14 protein-coding genes, 1 tRNA gene and 2 pseudogenes are annotated in these 20,039 nt (G+C 66.8%); 6 read left to right on the plus strand and 11 right to left on the minus strand.

Annotated elements, in window-relative coordinates; translation table 11 throughout:
- Positions 1-78 precede the first annotated feature (78 nt).
- The 5 genes and pseudogenes from HT579_05555 to HT579_05575 all read right to left on the minus strand — a co-directional run bounded on the left by HT579_05555 (position 79) and on the right by HT579_05575 (position 7,507).
- A complete protein-coding gene (locus HT579_05555) occupies positions 79-2,067 on the minus strand; it encodes an N-6 DNA methylase (GenBank protein ID QKS28444.1) in 1,989 nt (662 codons plus the stop codon).
- A gap of 401 nt (positions 2,068-2,468) precedes the next feature.
- Positions 2,469-4,226 (minus strand): hypothetical protein, encoded by a 1,758-nt coding sequence (locus HT579_05560; GenBank protein QKS28445.1) that lies wholly within the window; start codon positions 4,224-4,226, stop codon positions 2,469-2,471.
- 341 nt (positions 4,227-4,567) lie between these two features.
- A pseudogene (locus HT579_05565) lies at positions 4,568-4,912 on the minus strand (hypothetical protein).
- A 270-nt stretch (positions 4,913-5,182) separates the two neighbouring features.
- Positions 5,183-6,721 carry a cryptochrome/photolyase family protein gene (locus HT579_05570; protein ID QKS28446.1) on the minus strand — a complete coding sequence of 513 codons (1,539 nt, stop codon included), beginning with the start codon at positions 6,719-6,721 and terminating at the stop codon, positions 5,183-5,185.
- 255 nt (positions 6,722-6,976) lie between these two features.
- A pseudogene (locus tag HT579_05575) lies at positions 6,977-7,507 on the minus strand (FAD-dependent oxidoreductase).
- A gap of 228 nt (positions 7,508-7,735) precedes the next feature.
- Between HT579_05575 and HT579_05580 the strand changes: the two are divergent.
- The 6 genes from HT579_05580 to HT579_05605 all read left to right on the plus strand — a co-directional run bounded on the left by HT579_05580 (position 7,736) and on the right by HT579_05605 (position 11,481).
- Positions 7,736-8,461, plus strand: coding sequence for an SDR family oxidoreductase (locus tag HT579_05580; protein QKS31518.1), 726 nt, complete (start codon positions 7,736-7,738; stop codon positions 8,459-8,461).
- A gap of 149 nt (positions 8,462-8,610) precedes the next feature.
- The gene (locus HT579_05585; protein QKS28447.1) at positions 8,611-8,955 is read left to right on the plus strand and encodes a hypothetical protein; all 345 of its coding nucleotides are present in this window, start codon (positions 8,611-8,613) and stop codon (positions 8,953-8,955) included.
- A 66-nt stretch (positions 8,956-9,021) separates the two neighbouring features.
- On the plus strand, positions 9,022-10,371 hold the full coding sequence (locus tag HT579_05590; protein QKS28448.1) for an AarF/ABC1/UbiB kinase family protein: 1,350 nt from the start codon (positions 9,022-9,024) through the stop codon (positions 10,369-10,371).
- Positions 10,372-10,445: 74 nt separating this feature from the next.
- Complete coding sequence (locus HT579_05595) at positions 10,446-10,586, plus strand: CIA30 family protein (protein ID QKS28449.1); 141 nt, start codon at positions 10,446-10,448, stop codon at positions 10,584-10,586.
- Positions 10,587-10,599: 13 nt separating this feature from the next.
- Complete coding sequence (locus tag HT579_05600; protein ID QKS28450.1) at positions 10,600-11,181, plus strand: histidine phosphatase family protein; 582 nt, start codon at positions 10,600-10,602, stop codon at positions 11,179-11,181.
- 224 nt (positions 11,182-11,405) lie between these two features.
- Positions 11,406-11,481: transfer RNA gene (locus tag HT579_05605), tRNA-Lys, on the plus strand.
- A gap of 325 nt (positions 11,482-11,806) precedes the next feature.
- Here HT579_05605 and pnp read toward each other — a convergent pair.
- The 6 genes from pnp to dapE all read right to left on the minus strand — a co-directional run bounded on the left by pnp (position 11,807) and on the right by dapE (position 20,009).
- Complete coding sequence (pnp, locus tag HT579_05610; GenBank protein QKS28451.1) at positions 11,807-13,933, minus strand: polyribonucleotide nucleotidyltransferase; 2,127 nt, start codon at positions 13,931-13,933, stop codon at positions 11,807-11,809.
- Between the two features lie 183 nt (positions 13,934-14,116).
- Entirely contained in the window at positions 14,117-14,386 is a 270-nt protein-coding gene (gene rpsO / locus HT579_05615; GenBank protein ID QKS28452.1) for a 30S ribosomal protein S15, read from the minus strand.
- Positions 14,387-14,576: 190 nt separating this feature from the next.
- Positions 14,577-17,219 carry an aminopeptidase N gene (gene pepN / locus HT579_05620; protein QKS28453.1) on the minus strand — a complete coding sequence of 881 codons (2,643 nt, stop codon included), beginning with the start codon at positions 17,217-17,219 and terminating at the stop codon, positions 14,577-14,579.
- 90 nt (positions 17,220-17,309) lie between these two features.
- On the minus strand, positions 17,310-17,972 hold the full coding sequence (locus tag HT579_05625) for an arylesterase (protein QKS28454.1): 663 nt from the start codon (positions 17,970-17,972) through the stop codon (positions 17,310-17,312).
- Positions 17,969-18,862, minus strand: a complete 894-nt coding sequence (gene prmB, locus HT579_05630) for a 50S ribosomal protein L3 N(5)-glutamine methyltransferase (GenBank protein QKS28455.1) — start codon at positions 18,860-18,862, stop codon at positions 17,969-17,971. The genes HT579_05625 and prmB overlap by 4 nt, the downstream gene beginning before the upstream one ends.
- Positions 18,855-20,009, minus strand: a complete 1,155-nt coding sequence (gene dapE, locus HT579_05635; GenBank protein ID QKS31519.1) for a succinyl-diaminopimelate desuccinylase — start codon at positions 20,007-20,009, stop codon at positions 18,855-18,857. Before dapE ends, prmB begins: the two co-directional genes overlap by 8 nt.
- Positions 20,010-20,039 lie beyond the last annotated feature (30 nt).

Raw genomic sequence — 20,039 nt, forward strand, 5'->3', positions numbered from 1 at the left:
CCCCTTCACCGCGCGAGCGCCGAAGCGCTACGACGTACTTCAATCGCTTCGCTACGGCGGGGCGCGGCGCGAGGCTGCTCACTCCGTCACCTCCCGAAGCAGCCGCATGATCTCTTCCTCCGCCTGCTTCAGCTCGGCGTCGATCACCTCCAGCGGCCGCGGCGGCGTGTACTTGTAGAAGTGGCGATTGAAATTGATCTCATAGCCGACCTTGTCCTTGCTTCGGTCCATCCAGGCGTCGGGCACATGCGGGCACACCTCGCGCTCGAAGTAGGCGTCGATGTCGTCCTTGAGCGGCACGTTCTCGAAATCGCGCAGCTCGGCATCGGGCTCGTAGCCATCGTCGCGCACGCCCTTGGCGACCGGATCGGCCGCGGGGTCCTTTAGCGTGAAGACGCTGCGGAAGAGTTTCTGCTCCGTCGCCTTCCAGCGCGACTTGCGCGCGTGCAGCAGGTCCTCGATGCGGCTCCACACCTCATTCCAGTCGCGCTGCGGCTCGCGGCCCAGCGTCTTGTCGATGGCCTGCACGTCATCGAGCAGGTGGGGACAGGCGTCGAGGAAGCGCGCCTTGTCGTCCAGCGTCATCTGGTAGCGCAGGCGCAGCGGCCGCTCGACGGTGACGCGGGTGTAGCCGAAGTCGGCGTTGTCGAAGGTACTGGAGGGGTCGCCGTCGGTTGGCCGGTCGTAAAGCTTGACGATCTCGTCGATCTGGCTGGTGGTGATGTGGCGGCGCTTGTCGCCGAGGCTGCGCTTGTTGTCCTCGCTGCCGCCCGCGGTCCACACGCTGCGCGCATCGAGGAGCTGGATCTTGCCCTTGCGCCGCTGGGTCTTGCGGTTGGTGACGATCCAGACGTAGGTGCCGATACCGGTGTTGTAGAACATCTGCTCGGGCAGGGCGATGATGGCTTCGAGCCAGTCATTCTCGATGATCCACTTGCGGATGTCGCTCTCGCCCGAGCCTGCGCCGCCGGTGAACAGCGGCGAGCCGCTGAAGACGATGGCCAGCCGCGAGCCGTGCTTGTGCTGCGCCGGGCGAACGGGCTCGAACTTGGCGACCATATGCTGCAGGAAGAGCAGCGAGCCGTCGTTCACGCGCGGCAACCCGGCGCCGAAGCGGCCGTCGAAGCCGCGCTTGTCGCGCTCCTGCTGGATCTCCTTCTGCTGCTTCTTCCAGTCCACGCCGAAGGGCGGATTGGTGAGGAAGTAGTCGAAGGTCTCGCCCGCGAACTGGTCCTCGGTGAAGCTGTCGCCGTAGCGCACGTTGTTGCCGGCGCCGTTGTGGTCCACCTGCTTCATCAGCATGTCGGATGCCGCGGTGGCGAAGGCGCGCTTGTTGTAGTCCTGCCCGTAGACGTAGAGCCTGGCTGCGCCGTGGTGCTCGCGCAGGTAGTTCTGCGCCTCGGCCAGCATGCCGCCAGTACCGCAGGCCGGGTCGAGCAGCTTGCGCACCGTACCGGGCGTGGCACGCAACTTGTCGTCGTCGATGAACAGGATGCTCACCATCAGCCGGATGACCTCGCGCGGCGTGAAGTGGTCGCCGGCGGTCTCGTTGGCGAGTTCGTTGAAGCGGCGGATGAGGTTCTCGAAGATGAGCCCCATCTGCTCGTTGGGCACCGCGTTCGGGTGCAGGTCCACGTCGCAGAACTTGGAGACGACGAGGTAGAGGATGTTCGCCTCGCGCATTCGCTCGATCTCGGCTTCGAACTCGAAGAACTCGAAGATGTCGCGGACGTTCTTCGAGAAACCCTTGATGTAGCTGACGAGGTGCTTCTCGATGTAGTCGGGGTCACCCTTCAGCCTCTCGAAGTCGAGCGGGGAGTGATTGTGGAAGCGCTGGCCGGCGGCATTGTTGAGATGGGTGTCGAGGGCGTCGCCTTCGAGCCTGCCGCCCTTGCGCCTCTCGAACTCGGCCAGGACCTTGGCTTTCGTCGGCGCCAGCACGCAGTCGAAGCGGCGAAGGACGGTCATGGGGAGCATGACGCGTTCGTACTGCGGCGGGCGGTAGGGACCGCGCAGCAGGTCGGCGATCTGCCAGATCAGGTTCGAGAAGTAGTTGTGGTCAGGCATCGTTCAGGTCACTCCGACCGCGCATTGTAGTCCCGTCCCAAAACGGCGGGCCGTCGCACGCAAGACTTCGCATGGTGACCCTGCCCGCATGCACACATGGCCAGAACACTCCGAACAAGACAATTGGCTGCGCCACGGACCCGTCCAACAGACCTTCCGGCCATTGCGTCATCGCCATCCCGGCGCTGGCAACGCCGGTGTCTACGTGACCAAGCCGACGAACGCATCCCTCGCGAAGAACTATAGCATGCGGGCGGAGCCGCCCTGCCGGGTTGGCCTGCGCCACCGACAGATCGCTGATGGTCAGGGCCGTGCGGTGCCGCCAGCCGCCCCGCCAGCCCTGCCGATCGGCACGACGCGCAGCACCGGATCCAGGCGTTTGCCAAGTGCCTGTGCGCGACTCATGGGGTCGATGCGGTCGAACGTGCGACACCATCGAGCAGCTTGATGAAGTTTCGTTTCAGCTTGAATTGCAGGCGCAGTTCGGCCAGGTAGTTGCCGAAGTCCCGCGACTGATCCCGCGCCTTCATCAGTCTGCCCACCTTGCGGATCAACCGCGTCGCTTCCTCGTAGGCCGCGTTCCTGGTGTCTTCCACGATCAGTGGCACGACGCGGCGGTAAAGGCTGACGGCATCCTCCGGGCGCCCGGCTTCCAGCTTGCCGGCCAGGGCGATCAGCAGGTGGCGATCGCAGATGCCCTGGTGGGCCGCCGCCCAAGCCGCGTCGAGGTCTTCTTCCCAAAGGGCGATCTCGACCCGCTGCGACTGGTTGGGGACCGACGGCTTCGGCTTCCAGCGGTTCGTCATCGCCGCCTCGCCGGCGATACTGTCGTCGAGTCTGGTCAGTGCCCGTTCCCGCTGTACCGGCCAGATGCCGAGCTTGCCGGCGACCTCGTGCAGCTTGCTGAATGCTTGCAGACTGGGGTTCTCGTCGAACTGAACCCAGGTCAGATCCAGGGCCTCGTCGTTGCGCTGACGCTCCAGGTAGGCGCCCACGAGAAAGTCGCGCAAGCGGTTGTCGGGACGCTCGGGAAACGCTTTCAGGCCACGTTCCGCCCATGCCAGGGCCTTGTCCGGCTGCCCGGCCTTGACCCAGATTTCGGCGATCGCGAGATAGGCATAGCCGGATGCAAGATCCCGCGCCTTGATCGCCACCAGTTCCTCGACGTCGCCGCTCGCCGTCGCCAGTTGCTCCATGACGCGCGTGATGCGGGCGCGGCTGACATCGTAGCGGTCCTTACGGTCGCCTGGCTTGACCTTGCCCCATTCCGCTTCCGCCAGTTCCCGGTAGCGGCGCAGGCCGGCCTTGCCGAGAACGTCACGGTAGGCATTGGCGTCGAAACTCCACAGGCCGAACGGCAGCGTCATCTCCAGGTGGAACAGGCGCTCGGCCAGTTCGGTCGGTTCCGGCCGCGCCATCCTGGACGCTTTGTGGTGCAGATCACCCAGGCGATGGACGATGCCGCCGACCTGGCCACTCGAGTCATCGACCTCCTCCAGTGCGGTCTCGACACACTCGATGGCGTACTCGAGCAGTTCGACCAGCATGGCGGCGGTGTCCGGCTTGAGCAGATCGGTCAGCGAATCCGCTACCTGGTCGATGCCACGGGCGAAAGTCGCCGCCTGCCGCCAATCGACAAAGCCGTGGCGGCGTGTCGCGTCGTCGATTGCCCGCCGGAAGGCGGTGGCCACGTCGCCGCCGGCGGCCGTGCGCTCGGCGTGCAGCCGCAGCGACTGATAAAGCTGGTCATCGCGCCGGGCGACGCCCAGCAACAGCTCGATCAAGGCTGCCGGTGGCTGCGTCGCCAGGTACGCCTCGATCTCACGCCACGGATTCCGCCGCCTGGCTCTTGCCGGTGTTGCCTCGGGTTTGTCCGGCGCGGCCTGCTCTGCCAACCATGCCAGGCCGACAGCGACGCAATGCTTGCAGAAATGGCCGGCCGCGGCACGCGGGCAGCTGCAGTCGCCAGCCAGTTCGCCGCGGTTGTCCCGCAGTTCGACCTGGTAGGTCTCGTTGCCCTCGACCAGTGCGGCGATCCGGTCGTCAGCCCGCCGCAATCGCCCGACCGCGCCGACGGAAAAATACGCTTCGCCACGCCGAAAGGCGCTGCTGCCGGCGAGACTTTCGAGCACGGCGGGGGTGATCAGACCGGCGTCCATGGCAAAGCCCTCCTTTGGTCTACGTTGATGGGTCGTTCAACTCGTACCGGGTACTGCGTCCACCCGCATTCGCTTGCCGCAGGATGCCACGCACCAGCAGGTCAGTGAAGTCAGGCATCGCGGCAAGGATGGCGATGATCTCTGCGTGTGGTGCAGGTCGCAATCGGTTTCCTGGCGCATTTCCATCCAGACGCGGACAGGATGAGTTCAGAGTCAATCGTGTCTTCAGCGCCTCGCATTCCTGACACGGTTCCTGTGTCACTGTTGCTTCCTGGTCCGCTTTTCGGGCACTCCGGTGTCGGATGAACGATCAACCTGGGCTCCCGCCACGCCGCAAGCCGCAGATGCATATCGACATGAATGTCGTCATAGGTGCAGAGCAGGCCGCCACATTCCTTGCGCTCGATCAAGCCGAGGGTAACCAGAACGCTTGCATCTGCGTGCACTCGCTTCAAGTCCCGGCCGAGACGACGCGCGAGTAAACGCACCGGTACTTCGCCAGCGCCCTGCAGCGCATGAATCATCGCCCACCGGCGTTCGGTCAGCTTGCCGAAAGATGCGGCTGCCGACTCTGAATTAAGCCGATCGCCCGGCGCAGAATCCGCCTCGAACGTCTTGCGTGCCGATGCGCGCAGCGCTGCCTTCCCGTAAGGCTGCAGGGTGATGGTCAGTGTTCTCGCTTCCATCACTCGACCTCCTCGATAGAGTCGTCGATCAACCGATCGACTCCCGAAAGGACGCAAGGCAACTCGGCGGACCCTGGATTATGGTGATCGTCCTTGCCCCTCCCGTTATCAAGACCGACCGCGCGCTGCCCGGCGAAAGCATGTACCAATCGGTACTTGTAGCCGTGCCCGGAGGGTGGAACAGGTGCGGGCTCATGCGTTGCGGCGTCCGGCGGGGCGAACCGCTGAGCGATCCGCCCATCGCGATGACCGACTACCGGGACACGCGGATCACAGGCGATCGAGCGAGTTGCGCAGTTCGTCGGCCTGCGCCTGCAGCGAACGCCGCGTCGCCTCATCCATTTTCGCCAGCTGCCGATAGACCATGCCGAGGCGCCGATTGGTCGAGAGCTTGCCGGCGTTGCGCGCAAGGAAGTCCCAGTAGAGCGAATTGTAGGGGCAGGCTCGCTCGCCGGTGCGCAGTCTCCGGTCGTAGTGGCAGCCCCTGCAGTAGTCACTCATGCGATCGATGTAGGCGGCGCTCGATACGTACGGCTTGGTGGCGAGCATTCCGCCGTCGGCAAACTGGCTCATGCCGAGGGTATTGGGGAGTTCGACCCATTCAAAGGCGTCGACATGGACGCCGAGATACCAGCGATGCACCTCCGCGGGGTCCAGTCCGGCCAGCAGCGCAAAGTTGCCGATCACCATCAGTCCCTGGATGTGGTGGGCATAGGCCTGCCCGAGGGACTGGCCGATGGCGTGGGCGAGGCAGCGCATCCTGGTCTGGCCGTTCCAGAACCATCCCGGCAGCGCCCGCGTGTGGCCGAAGAAGTTCTGCTCGACATAGCGGGGCATGTGCGCCCAGTAGAAGCCGCGAATGTATTCGCGCCAGCCGATGATCTGCCGGATGAAACCCTCGGCAGTTGCCAGCGAGACCGATCCGGCGCGCCAGGCAGCAGCGGCCCTGGCGACGACCTCGCGCGGGTCGAGCATCTTGGTGTTGAGTGCAAACGACAGCAGCGAGTGGAACATGCGCCAGGAGCGATGGCTCATCGCGTCCTGAAAGTCGCCGAAGTGGGGCAGGGCGTTCTCGATGAAGGCGTCGAGCTGCCGCAACGCTTCGGCGCGATCGAGCGGCCAGGCCAGTCGTGCCGCATTCGCCTCGCCGAAGCTGTTGACGCCGGCAGCGACGATCGCCTGCCAGAGCGCGGAATGGTCGTGCGACGCGCGGCAGTCCGCCGGTTCGGACGGCACCCCAGGCCAGGGCTTGCGGTTGTCCTGGTCGAAGTTCCATTGGCCGCCGACGGGTCGGCCAGCGCCATCGAGCAGCACTCGATGCTGCACCCGCATGTGGCGGTAGAAGTGCTCGAGCAGCCATTGCCTGCGTTGCGAAAACAATCGTGCCGCCTCGTCGCGCCGGGTGTAGAAGTGCTCGCTGTCCACCATTCGGCATGGGATCGATTGACGCCGGGCATGCTCGGCCAGTTGCGCGTCGAGTCGCCATTCGTCGGGCTCCTGGTATTCGAAGGCGCGAACGTTGTCGCGACGTATCAGCGCATCGAGGTTGTCCGGCAGCGTTTGCCGGTTGTCGGGATCGTCGATCGTCAGGTAGCGCACGCGGTGCCCGGTCGCACGCAACTGGCGGGCCAGATCGCGCATCGCGGCAAAGATGGCGATGATCTTCTGCGCGTGGTGCAGGACGTAGCCGGTTTCCCGGCGCATTTCGATGAAGGCGTACAGCACGTCGTCGCGCCGCTGCGCGAACCAGCTGTGCCGTGGATTGAGCTGGTCGCCGAGTATCAGCCGCAGGGTCGTGCCGGGACTCATGCGATTTCCGGAAGCGGCCCGCTGCGGGGGCGTTGCGGCAAACCGTGCTGCCGCTCCGCACAGGGCAAGCCGCGCAGCAGCAGGCGCGCTCCGTCGCCCGGGCGCGCCGCAAGACGCGTCGGACGCAGCGAACCGGTCGCCGCCGGGGCGTGCGCGCTTCCCAAGTCGTGCCGCCGGTCATGAGGTCTCAGCATGGGATGCCGCTCATGGCCCATGCCGCGACGGACCAGCCCGGTCGTCAGCATCACGCTGCGGCAACAGGGTCAGTGCCTGCGGTGCCGGGACGGCCAGCAGGACGGCCGCAAAGTGGGGCTCGAGCCAGCCGTGTTCCGTCGAGAGAAGCTGCCAGCCGGGCGCCTGCTGCCTGATCTGCCGGATGGTCGCCGGTGCCTGTACGCGCAGCGTGCGGGCCAGATGGCGGGCGGGTGCCGTCATCGCGGGTGTGCCGACGAAGCGCTCGACCGTCGCTTCGCGTCCTGCCTTCGCATCGCCATCGAACAGCCATAGCCTCGGCTGCCACTGGCCGGCGACCCCGGCCCGTTGCCAGCGCGCCACTTCGGCGCGGAATTCTGGCTGCCGGGCGGTGAAATACTGGGCCCCGTGATCGCATTGCCAGCCATCGCCGCGACGGCTGCTCATGCGCCCGCCGACGCCGCGAGCCTTGTCGAACAGACTGACTTCGAGGCCAGCCTCTTGCAGCAGCGTGGCGCAGGACAGGCCAGCGATACCGGCACCGATCAGCGCCAGATGCGGAGCGGCCTGCGTCCCGACGGCCTTGCTGCCGATGCCGGTTGGCGTGAAGGATTCTTCGAGTTCGTTCACAATTGTCCTGGACAAAGTGAAGTGTTGTACCTATCATAACGATGAACGTTCGTTGATCGATGAGTAGCTGGATCATTGTCCAGGGCGGACTGGTGTTCCGATCGCCCAAGCGGCTGCTGGCCGTGGCGGGCGTCCAGTCCGGTGCGGGACAGCAGGTCAATCTGGAGAAGACACGTCGTGGAAAGAATAGCGGTGGTCACTGGAGCGGCAGGCGGCTTGGGCCAGTCGGTGGCGGCGAGGCTGGCAGAGGCAGGCTGGACGCTGGTCGTGACCGGCCGGGACGGCGAGCGCCTGCGCCGCAGATACGGCGACAGCCACCTGCAGGTGGTCGCCGACTGCTCCAGCGTGGCTGGATCGCAGCACATTTTCGAGGTGGCCAGAGTGCACCAGATGCTGCCGACGGCATTGGCGCACTGCGTCGGCAACATCCGCCTGGGCGCGCTGCACCGGATGGCGGACGCCGACTTCATGGCCTGCCTCAACGCCAATCTGGTCAGCGCCTTCCATACGCTGGCGGCTTTCGTCGGTGCCTTGCGCGACGCCAGGTGTCCCGGGGCGGCGGTGCTGGTCTCCTCGGCCGCGGCGCGCATCGGCACGCCCAATCACGAGGCGGTAGCGGCGGCAAAAGCCGGGGTCGAGGGGCTGGTGCGCAGCGCCGCGGCAACCTACGCGAGCCATGGCGTCCGCATCAACGCCATCGCTCCCGGCATCATGGACACGCCCGCCGCGACCGCCATCCTCGGCACCGCGATGGGCCGCGAGGCGGCTGCCCGGCAGTATCCCTTGCCCGGCATCGGTTCCCCGGACGAACTGGCCGAACTGATGGTCTGGCTGCTCTCGGACAAGGCTGTCCGCGTGACCGGCCAAGTGTGGTCGATGGACGCCGGCTTTTCCACCATTCGGCCACTGGTCAGGTGAGGGGGCATGGAGCGGTCGGCGCCGGATCGCATTCCGCCCAGCGCTGCACGGCGCGGGTGCGGCGAACTGCTGCCATTCGTCCTCCCGAGCGCCGCTGCTGCCGCTGCATCCGGGCAAGCGCGAAGGAACAGGCCCGCAAGGGAGTCAGCATGAACGCCTTCAACAGGCTTCCCGGATCCGTGCAGACGCCCGCCGGGCGGGAGCGCGACGTACTGCGCCTGCTGCCCCGTGTGCTCGTTCTCGGCACGTTGCTACTGGCATTGCCGTCGCTTGTCGTCAGGATGCCTCTCGGCGCGTGGGGCGCGGTGGCAGGCGCGACTCCGCTGCAGATGGTCGACATCGTGGCGATCAGTCTCGTGGTCCTGCACTGGACGGTCGTGCTGACGGTGGCGATCGCCGCCTTCATCGTCATGGTGATGAAGGGTCCCGCTTATGTCGCCGACGCGTATGCCGTCGAGGATTCGGAAACCCCGGATCCGTCGGATTCGCGTTAGACGTCCTCTCACCAAAGGCGGGTTCGCCACATGGCAGACGTGACAGTCTCCGGAAGCCGAGGCAACATGGGCGACACTGAGCGCAGTGGGCACTCTGCGGACACCGCTGCCGTTCCCGGCGGACGTGCGTCCAGGCTTGTCCGCATCGGCACCCTCGCCGGCGGCGTTGCCGGCAGCATGTTGGCCGAAGGCGCCCGCCAGTTGGCGCAGGGGAAGCGTCCGCGAATCGCTGACCTGTTGCTGACGCCGGCGAACGCCCGCCGTGTTGCAGACCAGCTTGCGCAAATGCGTGGAGCGGCGATGAAGGTTGGGCAGTTGCTGTCCATGGATGCAGGCGACCTGCTGCCACCGCATCTTGGCAAGATCCTGGCCCGCCTGCGCGCCGACGCGCAAGCCATGCCGATGAGCCAACTGGTCTCTGTCCTAGATGCCAACTGGGGAAAGGGTTGGGACCGTCACTTTCGGCGGTTCAGCTTCACCCCGGTGGCGGCGGCGTCGATCGGACAGGTACATCTCGCGGAAACCAGGGACGGGCGCCGCCTGGCGATCAAGGTCCAGTACCCGGGCATTCGCCGGAGCATCGACAGCGACATCGACAACGTTGCCAGCCTGCTGCGAGTTTCCGGCCTGTTGCCGAGTGGCCTCGATGTCGCGCCGCTGCTGCGGGAGGCGAAACGTCAGTTGCACGCCGAAGCCGATTACCTCGGCGAGGGCGTTTGGCTCGGCCGCTATGCGGGCCTGCTTGCCGACGCTCCCGAGTTCATGCTGCCCGAGGTGCACGCCGAGCTGACGACCGGGAGCGTCCTGGCCATGTCCTGCATGGGCGGCGCGCCGGTCGAATCGCTGCTGCACGCCCCGCAGGCGGAGCGCGATCGTGTCGCAGGACTGCTCTTCCGGCTCTTGTTCCGGGAGATCTTCGAATTCCAACTGATCCAGACCGACGCCAATTTCGCCAACTATCGTTACGATTGCGTCAGCCGCCGAGTGATTCTGCTCGACTTCGGCGCCACGCGCGCCTATCCCCCAGTCATCGTTGACGCCTATCGTCGGCTGCTGGCGGGTGCCATCGTCGATGACCGGCAGGCTATGGGCGCAGCCGCCAGCGCCATCGGCTATTTTCGGGCAGACATCCCGGAGCGGCAGCGGCAGCTTGTCCTGGATGTCTTCCAGCAGGCCTGCGAACCGCTGCGTCACGCAGGTGCCTACGATTTCGGGAGTTCGAATCTGCCAGCCCGCATGCGCGACGCCGGTCTGGCCCTGGGTACGGACAGGGATTCCTGGCATACGCCGCCGGCGGATGCACTGTTCCTGCACCGCAAGGCCGGCGGTCTCTATCTGCTGGCGGCAAGTCTGAAAGCGCGGGTCGATGTGGGCGCCCTGTTCCGGCCTTACGCCTCGCCGCAGGCGCCGCCATGAGCCAGTGGCGAGGCGGCAGACGCACAGGCCGGGCGTTCGATCATCGTGCCTCGCCGTTGGCCGCAGCGGACTTCATGCCGACCTGGCGGGGGCGCGTCATTGACGACCTCCCGCCACCGGACCTGGCGTGCGCCCGACAGATCGGTCTTCTGATCGCCGAACGTCAGGAGGGTCGGTTCAAGCTTGATCTGCGCGCAATAGACCTTGTCGACTGAATGCAGGAAGACGATGCGCAAACTGCTCATTCTTTCGCTCGTGGCCCTGGCATCGTCGTGGCCGGCCCGGGCCGACGACGCGCCCCTGCCGCTTGGCGAACTGGCGAAGCCGGGCCGGGTACTGATGCTCCGCCATGCGCATGCACCGGGAGTCGGCGATCCGGTGAATCTGGTCATCGGCGACTGTTCCACCCAGCGCAACCTCGACGCCAAGGGCCGGGTTCAGGCACGAGACCTGGGGGCTCGTTTGCGCGCGGCTGGCCTGACCAAGGCGAGAGTCCTTGCAAGCCAGTGGTGCCGCGCGCTCGAAACGGCCCGCTTGCTGGACCTCGGGGCGGTGGAGCCCTTGCCGGAACTGAATTCGTTCTTCGGACGACAGAACGATCGGCAAAGGATTCTGGATCGTCTGCGGGCGTTTCTCGCCCGCTTGCCCGCTGACGGTCCGCCGGTGATCCTGGTTACCCATCAAGTCGTGGTGGACGCTTTCACCGGGGCATCGCCGCCGCCAGGTGGCGGCAGCATCTTCAAGCTCAACGGGACGGGGGCACCCGAATGGCTTGGCACCATTCCGGTCGAAATGCGCAGTGGCTCATGAACACGACCGCGCTCGAGAATGCCTGCAGAGACGGCGGATGAAGTCTACGCGGCTGCTTCGGCAGTCGGGCAGTCTGGCAGAGCAGCTTTACCGAAATTCGCTGGCAGTATGTGCAACTCGGCGCTGGGGGTCTGCCGCGCCACGGCGCCGCACCACGTCTTGGACCAACGGGCGCGCTTTCCTTGACAGTGCAGCAACCCTTCCCTATACTGCGCGGCTCTTGAGGGTTGGTAGCTCAGTCGGTAGAGCAGTGGACTTTTAATCCATTGGTCGAGGGTTCGAGTCCCTCCCGACCCACCAAGGAATGCAAGACGGGAAGCCCGGCTCACAAGGCCGGGTTTTTTCGTTCCGGGATGAACTCAGGCGCCTGGTTGTCAGCGCGATGGCAGACCCTGGTGCCGCTGATCCGCGCCACGCTGCGGCACGGGCAATTGGTTCCGGATGCACGGCTGCGTCTGGGCGCTCTCGCTGCACGTGGGGCTCGCCTTGGTAGCCAGTCCACGCCCGTCAACGGAGGTCGCTGTGCGCTTCGCCTGGCCGCGGCGCTGCCGTCACGGCAGGGGTCACCGGCGGAATGACGGGCGGCGGAGCTGAAGCCGCCACCCGCCGGTCTTGCTGCGGCAGTTCAGGCAGGGGCAGATGCCGGTCCGGGCGTGGCGCCACCCTCTTCGGCGGTGACCGCCTTCATCGACAGGCGGACGCGGCCCTTCTCATCGGCTTCGAGCACCTTGACGCGGACCTTCTGGCCGTCCTTGAGGTAATCGGCGACGGCGTTGACCCGCTCGTTGGCGATCTGCGAGATGTGCAGGAGACCGTCGCGCCCCGGCAGGATGCTGACGATGGCGCCGAAGTCGAGCAGTTTGAGCACCGTGCCGTCGTAGGTCTTGCCGACTTCGACGTCGGCGGTGATCGACTCGATGCGTGCGCGGGCTGCGTTGGCGGCCTCGCCGCTGACCGAGGCGATGGTGATCGTGCCGTCATCCTTGATGTCGATCGTCGTGCCGGTTTCTTCGGTGATGGCGCGGATCACCGCGCCGCCCTTGCCGATGACGTCGCGAATCTTCTCGGGGTTGATCTTCATCGTGTAGAGGCGCGGCGCGTAGGTCGAAACCTCCTCGCGGTGTCCGGCCATCGAACCCCGCATCTGCTTCAGGATGTGCAGGCGTGCTTCGCCGGCCTGCGCGAGGGCAACCTGCATGATCTCCTTGGTGATTCCCTGGATCTTGATGTCCATCTGCAGCGCCGTCACGCCGGCCTCGGTGCCGGCAACCTTGAAGTCCATGTCGCCGAGGTGGTCCTCGTCACCGAGGATATCGGTCAGGACGGCAACGCGGTTGCCTTCCTTGATCAGGCCCATGGCGATTCCGGCAACATGCGCCTTCAGCGGTACGCCGGCATCCATCAGCGCGAGCGAGGCGCCGCAGACGCTGGCCATCGAACTCGAACCATTCGACTCGGTGATCTCGGAGACCACCCGGATGGTGTAGGAGAACTCCTCCGGCGACGGCAGGACGGCCAGCAGGGCGCGCTTGGCCAGCCGGCCGTGGCCGATCTCGCGTCGCTTCGGCGAGCCGACGCGGCCGCATTCACCGGTGGCGTAGGGCGGGAAGTTGTAGTGCAGCATGAAGCGCTCACGATACTCACCGGAAAGCGCGTCGATGATCTGCTCGTCGCGTCCGGTACCCAGCGTCGCGGCGACAATGGCCTGCGTTTCCCCGCGCGTGAAGAGGGCGGAGCCATGCGCGCGCGGCAGGATGCCCGAACGGATGGCGATCGGCCTGACGGTCCGTGTGTCGCGGCCATCGATGCGCGGCTCGCCGGCGAGGATGCGGCCACGAACGATTCGCGCCTCGGCCGCGTCGACCATGTGCCGGATGGCGTTGGCGTCCGGTGCGTCGTCGTCGGCGGTCAGGGTCTCGACGGCGTAGGCCGTGATCTCCTTGATTCGCTGCGTGCGCAGTTGCTTGCTGGTGATGCGGTAGGCCTCCTCGAGTTCGGCTTGCACGAGCCGGTCGAGCTTGCTGTGCACGGCCTCGTTCCTGGCGGCAGGGGCCCATTCCCACTCCGGTTTGCCGGCCTCGTCGGCCAGTTGGTTGATCGCCTCGATCGCCGCCTGCATCTGCTGGTGTCCGAAGACGACGGCGCCCAGCATGACATCTTCGGGCAGTTCCCTGGCCTCCGATTCGACCATCAGCACGGCTGCCTGCGTTCCCGCCACAACCAGATCGAGCCGGCTCGACTGCAGCTGGCTGCTGGTCGGATTGAGAACATACTGACCGTCGATGTGGCCGACACGGGCGGCGCCGATCGGGCCATCGAACGGGATGCCCGAGATCGCCAGTGCCGCCGAGGCGCCGATCAGCGCCGGCACGTCGGGGTCGATCTCCGGGTCGAGCGACATCACCATCGCGACGACCTGCACCTCGTGGTAGAAGCCGTCCGGGAACAGCGGGCGCAGCGGGCGATCGATCAGACGCGAAGTCAGCGTCTCCTTTTCGGAGGGGCGGCCTTCGCGCTTGAAGAAGCCGCCGGGGATTCGTCCTGCCGCGTACGTCTTTTCGATGTAATCGACTGTCAGCGGGAAGAAATCCTGCCCCGGCTTGGCCGTGCGGTTGCCGACGACGGTGACCAGCACCACCGTCTCGCCCATCGAGACCATTACGGCGCCGCCTGCCTGGCGCGCGATCTCCCCGGTTTCCAGCGTGACCTGTTGCGCGCCGTAGGCGAAGCTCTTCTTGACGATATTAAACATTTTTCCCTTTCTCGATAGTCTGGCGCGTGCCTGCCCACGACTCCGGCAGGCAAGTCAACCGACGCGCCCGTTTGCCAACCAGGCTGCTGCAGCACGAACAGCGGCCAGCCCACTCGGGGCTGGCCGCTGACGGCTTTCGAGTTGCCTGCACATGCCGACCGCGGTGCGGTTCGGTGAGCAGGCCTACTTGCGCAGGCCGAGACGCTGAATCAGGCTGCGGTACGAGTCAACGTTGGTGCGCTTGAGGTAGTCCAGCAACTTGCGGCGGCGGCTGACCATGCGCAGCAGACCGCGACGCGAGTGATTGTCCTTCTTGTGTTCCTTGAAGTGGCCGGTGAGGTCATTGATGCGGGCGGTCAGCAGAGCGACCTGGACTTCCGATGAACCCGTGTCGCCAGCCGCACGCTGGTAATCGGTCATGATCTGCGCTTTTTGCGCAACACTTATCGCCATCTCAAACTCTCTTTCCTTGGGATCGGCGCCGCCCCGGTTTGATAGAGCCAACGCCCGGTTGATGAATGTGTTGAATCGCTTGGCGAAGCGAACCGCGGATTCTATCCGCTGCCGGCCGCAACGGCAAGGCTGCCGCAATCCTGCGGGGAATCGTCGGCGCTTGCCGCCGCGAGCGGGTGGTCCGTGGCGGCTATGCCAGTGCCCGGCCGACGACTTCGCGTACGTCCGGCGACAGGCCGGTGCTCGCGTGGAGTTCGCCCAGTGCCGATGCGGCGTGCGACTGCCGCCGCGCGTCGAAGCGACGCCAGCGGTCGAAGCGGCGTGTCAGGCGGGCCGCCACCTGCGGATTGAAACGGTCGATGGCGGCGATCTGCCTGGCGAGGAAACGGTAGCCGCAGCCGTTGGCGGCATGGAAGCGGACGTGGTTGTTGCCGAAGCTGTTGAGCAGCGCATAGACCTTGTTCGGGTTGTGCAGGTCGAACGAGCGATGCGCGAGCAGCGCCTCGACGATCGCCAGGGTATCCGGCAGCCGGCTCGAAGCCTGCACCGAGAGCCACTTGTCGATCACCAGCGCCTCGCCCTGCCAGCGTTCGTGGAAAGCAGCCAGCGCCTGGCGGCGCTGTTCGCAGTCGTGCTGCGCGAGGACAGCGAGGGCTGCGAACTGGTCGCTCATGTTGTCCGCCGAGGCAAACTGACGCATCGCCAGTTGGTGCATGGCGACCGTTGCCAGTTCGCCGAGGTATCCCAGGCAGACGTTGCGCAATGCGCGCCGGCCGGCCGCTGCCGGCGTCGCCTCGTAGGGGCCGGCGGTCGCCAGCGACTCGTAGCGTTGCAGGAAGCTGTCCTGCAGCCGCTCGGCGACGAACCGGCGCAGCCCGTTGCGCGCGGCGTGCAGCGCGTCCGGGTCGACGACGGCCATGTCTTCGGCCAGCGTTGCCTCACCGGGCAGCGTCAGGACCTCGGCGGCAAAGGCGGGGTCGCTGTCGGCGTGCAGCAGGCTCTGCCGCAGGGCGTCGGCGAAGCCTGCCGGCCAGTGGCTGGCGCGGCCGGCAGCGAAGTCGGCGGCGGCGGCAAGGATCAGCCGGCTGGCCAGGCGCTGTCCTGCTTCCCAGCGATTGAAGGGGTCGCTGTCGTGCGCGAGAAGGCAGTTCAACTCGTCGTCGTGCCATTCGCGATCGAGGATCACAGGCGCCGAGAAGTCGCGCAACAGCGATGGCACGGGTGCCGTCGGCACTCCTTCGAAGACGAACTGCTGCTCGTCGGCGGTCAGCGCCAGGATGCGTGTCGTCTGGCCGCGATCCGCCGTGTCGCCCTCGCCGGCGAGGTACAGCGGCAGGTCGTTGCCCTCTGCACCGACCAGGCCGATCGTCACCGGGATGTGGAAGGGCGGCGCAGCCGCGCTGGCGGCGGGCCGCGTTTGCGACAACGTCAGGACGTAGCGCTGTCCGGCCGGGTCATGGCGGCCGTCGGCGCGCAGGTGCGGCGTGCCGGCATGGTCGTACCAGAGCATGAACTGCCGCAGGTCGACGCCCGCGGCGTCGGCCATGGCGGCGACGAAATCGTCGCAGGTGACCGCCTGGCCGTCATGGCGGTGAAAGTAGAGATCCATGCCACGGCGGAACGCCTGCCGGCCGATCAGCGTCTGCAGCATGCGCACCACCTCGGCGCCCTTCTCGTACACGGTGCTGGTGTAGAAGTTGTTGATCTCGATGTAGGAATCGGGACGGACAGGGTGCGCCATCGGGCCGGCGTCCTCGGGGAACTGGGTCGCGCGCAGCGCGCGCACGTCGCGAATCCGCGTCACCGCCCGACCGTGCATGTCGGCGCCGAATTCCTGGTCGCGGAAGACGGTCAGCCCTTCCTTGAGCGACAGCTGGAACCAGTCGCGGCAGGTGACCCGGTTGCCGGTCCAGTTGTGGAAGTACTCATGCGCGACGACGCGGTCGATGTTCTGGTAATCGCTGTCGGTGGCGGTGTCGGTCCGGGCAAGGACGTACTTGGTATTGAAGATGTTCAGCCCCTTGTTCTCCATGGCGCCCATGTTGAAGTCGCCGACGGCGACGATCATGTAATGGTCGAGGTCGCATTCGAGGCCGAAGACTTCCTCGTCCCAGCGCATCGAACGCTTCAGGGCGTCCATCGCGTGCCCGCACTGGTCGAGCTTGCCCGGCTCGACGTAGACGGCCAGTTCGACCTGGCGGCCGCTGGCGGTGGTGAAGCGGTCACGCAGGACGTCGAGGCGGGCGGCGACGAGCGCGAAGAGATAGCATGGCTTGGGGAAGGGATCGTGCCAGCGCGCCCAGTGGCGATCCGGCCCCGCGTCGCCGCTGGCGACCGGGTTGCCGTTGGCCAGCAGGATCGGCAGGCTGGAGCGGTCGGCGTGCAGGGTGACGACGTAGGTCGACATGATGTCCGGCCGGTCGGGAAACCAGGTGATGCGGCGGAATCCCTGTGCTTCGCACTGCGTGAAGTAGCCGTCCTTCGACCGGTAGAGTCCGGACAGGCTGCCGTTGTGGTCGGCGTCGATGCGAACGCGTGTGCACAGGAGCAGGGTGTCCGGCGGATCGGCGATCGTCAGCGCTGTCTCGCTGCAGTGGTATTCGGCGGCGGCGAGCGGTCTGCCGTCGATGGCCAGCGAGATGGTCTGCAGGCCGTGGCCGTCGAGCCGCAATGGCTGCGCGGCGCTGACCGCCGGGTTGCGCCGCAGGTGCAGCCGGCTGTCGACGAGCACCTCGCCGCTGCGAAAGTCGATCTGCAGCTCGACGAGGTCGACGAGAAAGGGCGGCGGGGCGTAATCCTGGCGACGGATTCTCTGCGGTTCTGCTGTGTTCATGGCTGTTGCATGTCCTGTGGGTGGCGCTGCCGCCTTCGCTGTCGCGGTCGGCTGCGTGCTCCGTTGGCGATCGGTGGCGGCGGCGCCGGGTCAGGGCTTGCCCAAGGCGCCGGTGTCGCGCAACCGGGTGGCGATCTCGCTCGCCATCTGGCGGTAGCCAGCGGCGTTCGGGTGGATCGGGTCGGCTTTCAGCTTCGGGTCGGCAAGGATGCCGGCAACGATGCCCGCCAACAGCGGCAGCTTTTCCTCGCTCGCCAGCTCGGCATAGAGTTTCGCGTCCGGCAACTGGCCGCTGATGGCGCCGAGCAGCGACAGCCGCGGCACGGCGACCAGAACGACCTCGGCACCCGCCTGCCGGCTGGCGCGAACGATCGCCCGCAGATCCTCCTTGACCTCCGCTTCCGACCGTCGGCGGAGAAAGTCGTTGCCGCCGAGTTCGACGATCACCAGCCGCGGTCGTGTCGCCTGCAGGGTGTCGCCGATCCGCTCGCGAGCGGTCGCCGCGGTATCGCCCGGCACGCCCGCATTGTGCACGCGCCAGCCGCTGCTCGCCGCCAGCTGGCTGGGGTAGTCCTCGCCGGGACCGGCGCCGGTGCCGTGGGTGATGCTGTCACCGAAGGCGAGGACCGGACTGCCGGCTGGCAGTGCCGCGAGTCGCGGCGACTTGTCGCAGCCGGCGAGACAGGCGACGGCCAGCAGCAGGAGCAGGCGGAAGATGGCGACGGCGGGCTGTTCTCTCTTGCGGGCGTTCACGGCAGCTCGTCACGGTGCAGCAGGAAGACGTACTGGTCGCCGGCGCTGGTGTCGAGCCAGGTGAAGGGCGTGTCGGGGAAAGCGGCCTCGAGGGTTTCGCGGTTGTGGCCGATCTCCACCACCAGCAGACCATGAGGTTCGAGGTGCCGCCGTGCGCCGCCGAGGATGGCGCGCGTCAGGTCGAGTCCATCGTCGCCGCTGGCGAGCGCCAGCTCCGGTTCGTGCCGGTACTCGGCCGGCAGGCTGGCCATCGATGCGGCCGAGACGTAGGGCGGATTGGCGATGATCAGGTCGTAGCGGCGACCGCCGAGGCTGGCGAAGAGGTCGCCCTGCAACAGGCGGACGCGGTCGCCAAGTTCGTGTTCGGCGACGTTGCGCCGGGCGACGGCGAGCGCGTCGTCGGAGAGGTCGACGGCGTCCACGCTGGCGGCAGCGAAAGCATGTGCGGCAAGGATCGCCAGGCAGCCGGAGCCGGTGCACAGGTCGAGGACGCTGCCGATCGCGTCGGGCTCATCGATCCATGGCGCCAGTTGCTCGTGCAGCAGTTCGGCAATGAACGAGCGTGGGACGATCACCCGCTCGTCGACGTAGAAGCGATGTTCGCCGAGCCAGGCTTCGTTGCTCAGGTACGCGGCCGGCAGCCGTTCGCTGACGCGGCGGTCGATCAGGCGCAGGGCGCCGACGCGTTCGTCGCTGGTCAGGCGCGCGTCGAGGAAGGGCTCCAGCCGGTCGAGTGGCAGGTGCAGGTGGTGCAGCAGCAGGTAGGCAGCTTCGTCCCAGGCGTTGTCCGACCCGTGGCCGAAGAACAGCTTCGCTTCGTTGAAGCGACTGACGGCGAAGCGCAGCAGGTCGCGCAGCGTGAACAGCTCGTTGCCGGCCTGCTCAGCCATGGACGGGCAGCAACTGCTCGAGGATGCGGCGGTAGATCGCTGCCAGCCGGGGCAGGGCGGCCACCTCGACGCATTCATCGACCTGGTGGATGCTCGCATTGACCGGGCCGATCTCGACCACCTGCGGACAGATGGCGGCGATGAAGCGACCGTCGGAGGTGCCGCCGCTGGTCGACAGATCGGCGTCGATTCCCGTTTCGTCGCGGATGGCCTGCAGCGCCGCTTCGATCAGCGCACCGCGGCCGGTCAGGAAGGGTCTGGCGCCGAGCGTCCAGGCGACGTCGTAGCTGAGGCCGGCGTCGTCGAGGACGGTGCAGAGGGCTTTCTGCAGCTGCTCCGGCGTGCTGGCGGTGGCAAAGCGGAAATTGAAGTCGACGACGACGCTGCCCGGGATGACGTTGCCGGCGCCGGTGCCGCCATGGATGTTGGAGACTTGCCAGGTGGTCGGCGGGAAGAACTCGTTGCCTTCGTCCCAGACCATCGCGGCAAGGGTGGCGAGCGCCGGCGCCAACAGGTGGATGGGGTTCTTCGCCAGGTGCGGGTAGGCAATGTGCCCCTGGATTCCCTTGACCGTGAGCCGCCCCGAGAGCGAGCCGCGGCGGCCGTTCTTGATCGTGTCGCCGAGTCGGGCGCTGGCCGTCGGTTCGCCGACGATGCAGTAGTCGATCGTTTCGCCGCGGCGGGCGAGGGCATCGGTGACGGCGACCGTGCCGTCGACCGCATCGCCTTCCTCGTCCGAGGTGAGCAGGAAGGCGAGCGAGCCGCGCTGCGCCGGCCGGGCGGCGACGAAGTCCTCCGCCGCGGTGACGAAGGCGGCGAGCGAACCCTTCATGTCGGCGGCACCACGGCCATAGAGCAGACCGTCGCGCTGCGTCGGCTGGAAAGGGTCGCTGTGCCACTCCGCCAGCGGTCCGCTGGGGACGACGTCGGTGTGCCCGGCGAAGCACAACAGCGGTCGCTGCTCGCCGCGGCGGGCCCAGAGGTTGCTCACCGCGCCGCGACGGATGAACTCGCAGCGAAAGCCCGCCGGGCGGAGGCGGGCGGCGATCAGGTCGAGGCAGCCGGCGTCATCGGGAGTGATCGAGCGGTGGCGGATCAACTGCGCGGCGAGTGCCACGGTCGCGTCGTCGCCCGCTGGCGCGCGCACCGGATCGTGGCCTGCCGGTGACGGTTCCTT

It is taken from the genome of Candidatus Accumulibacter similis, assembly GCA_013347225.1.
In the GTDB taxonomy this organism is placed as follows: Bacteria; Pseudomonadota; Gammaproteobacteria; order Burkholderiales; family Rhodocyclaceae; genus Accumulibacter; species Accumulibacter similis.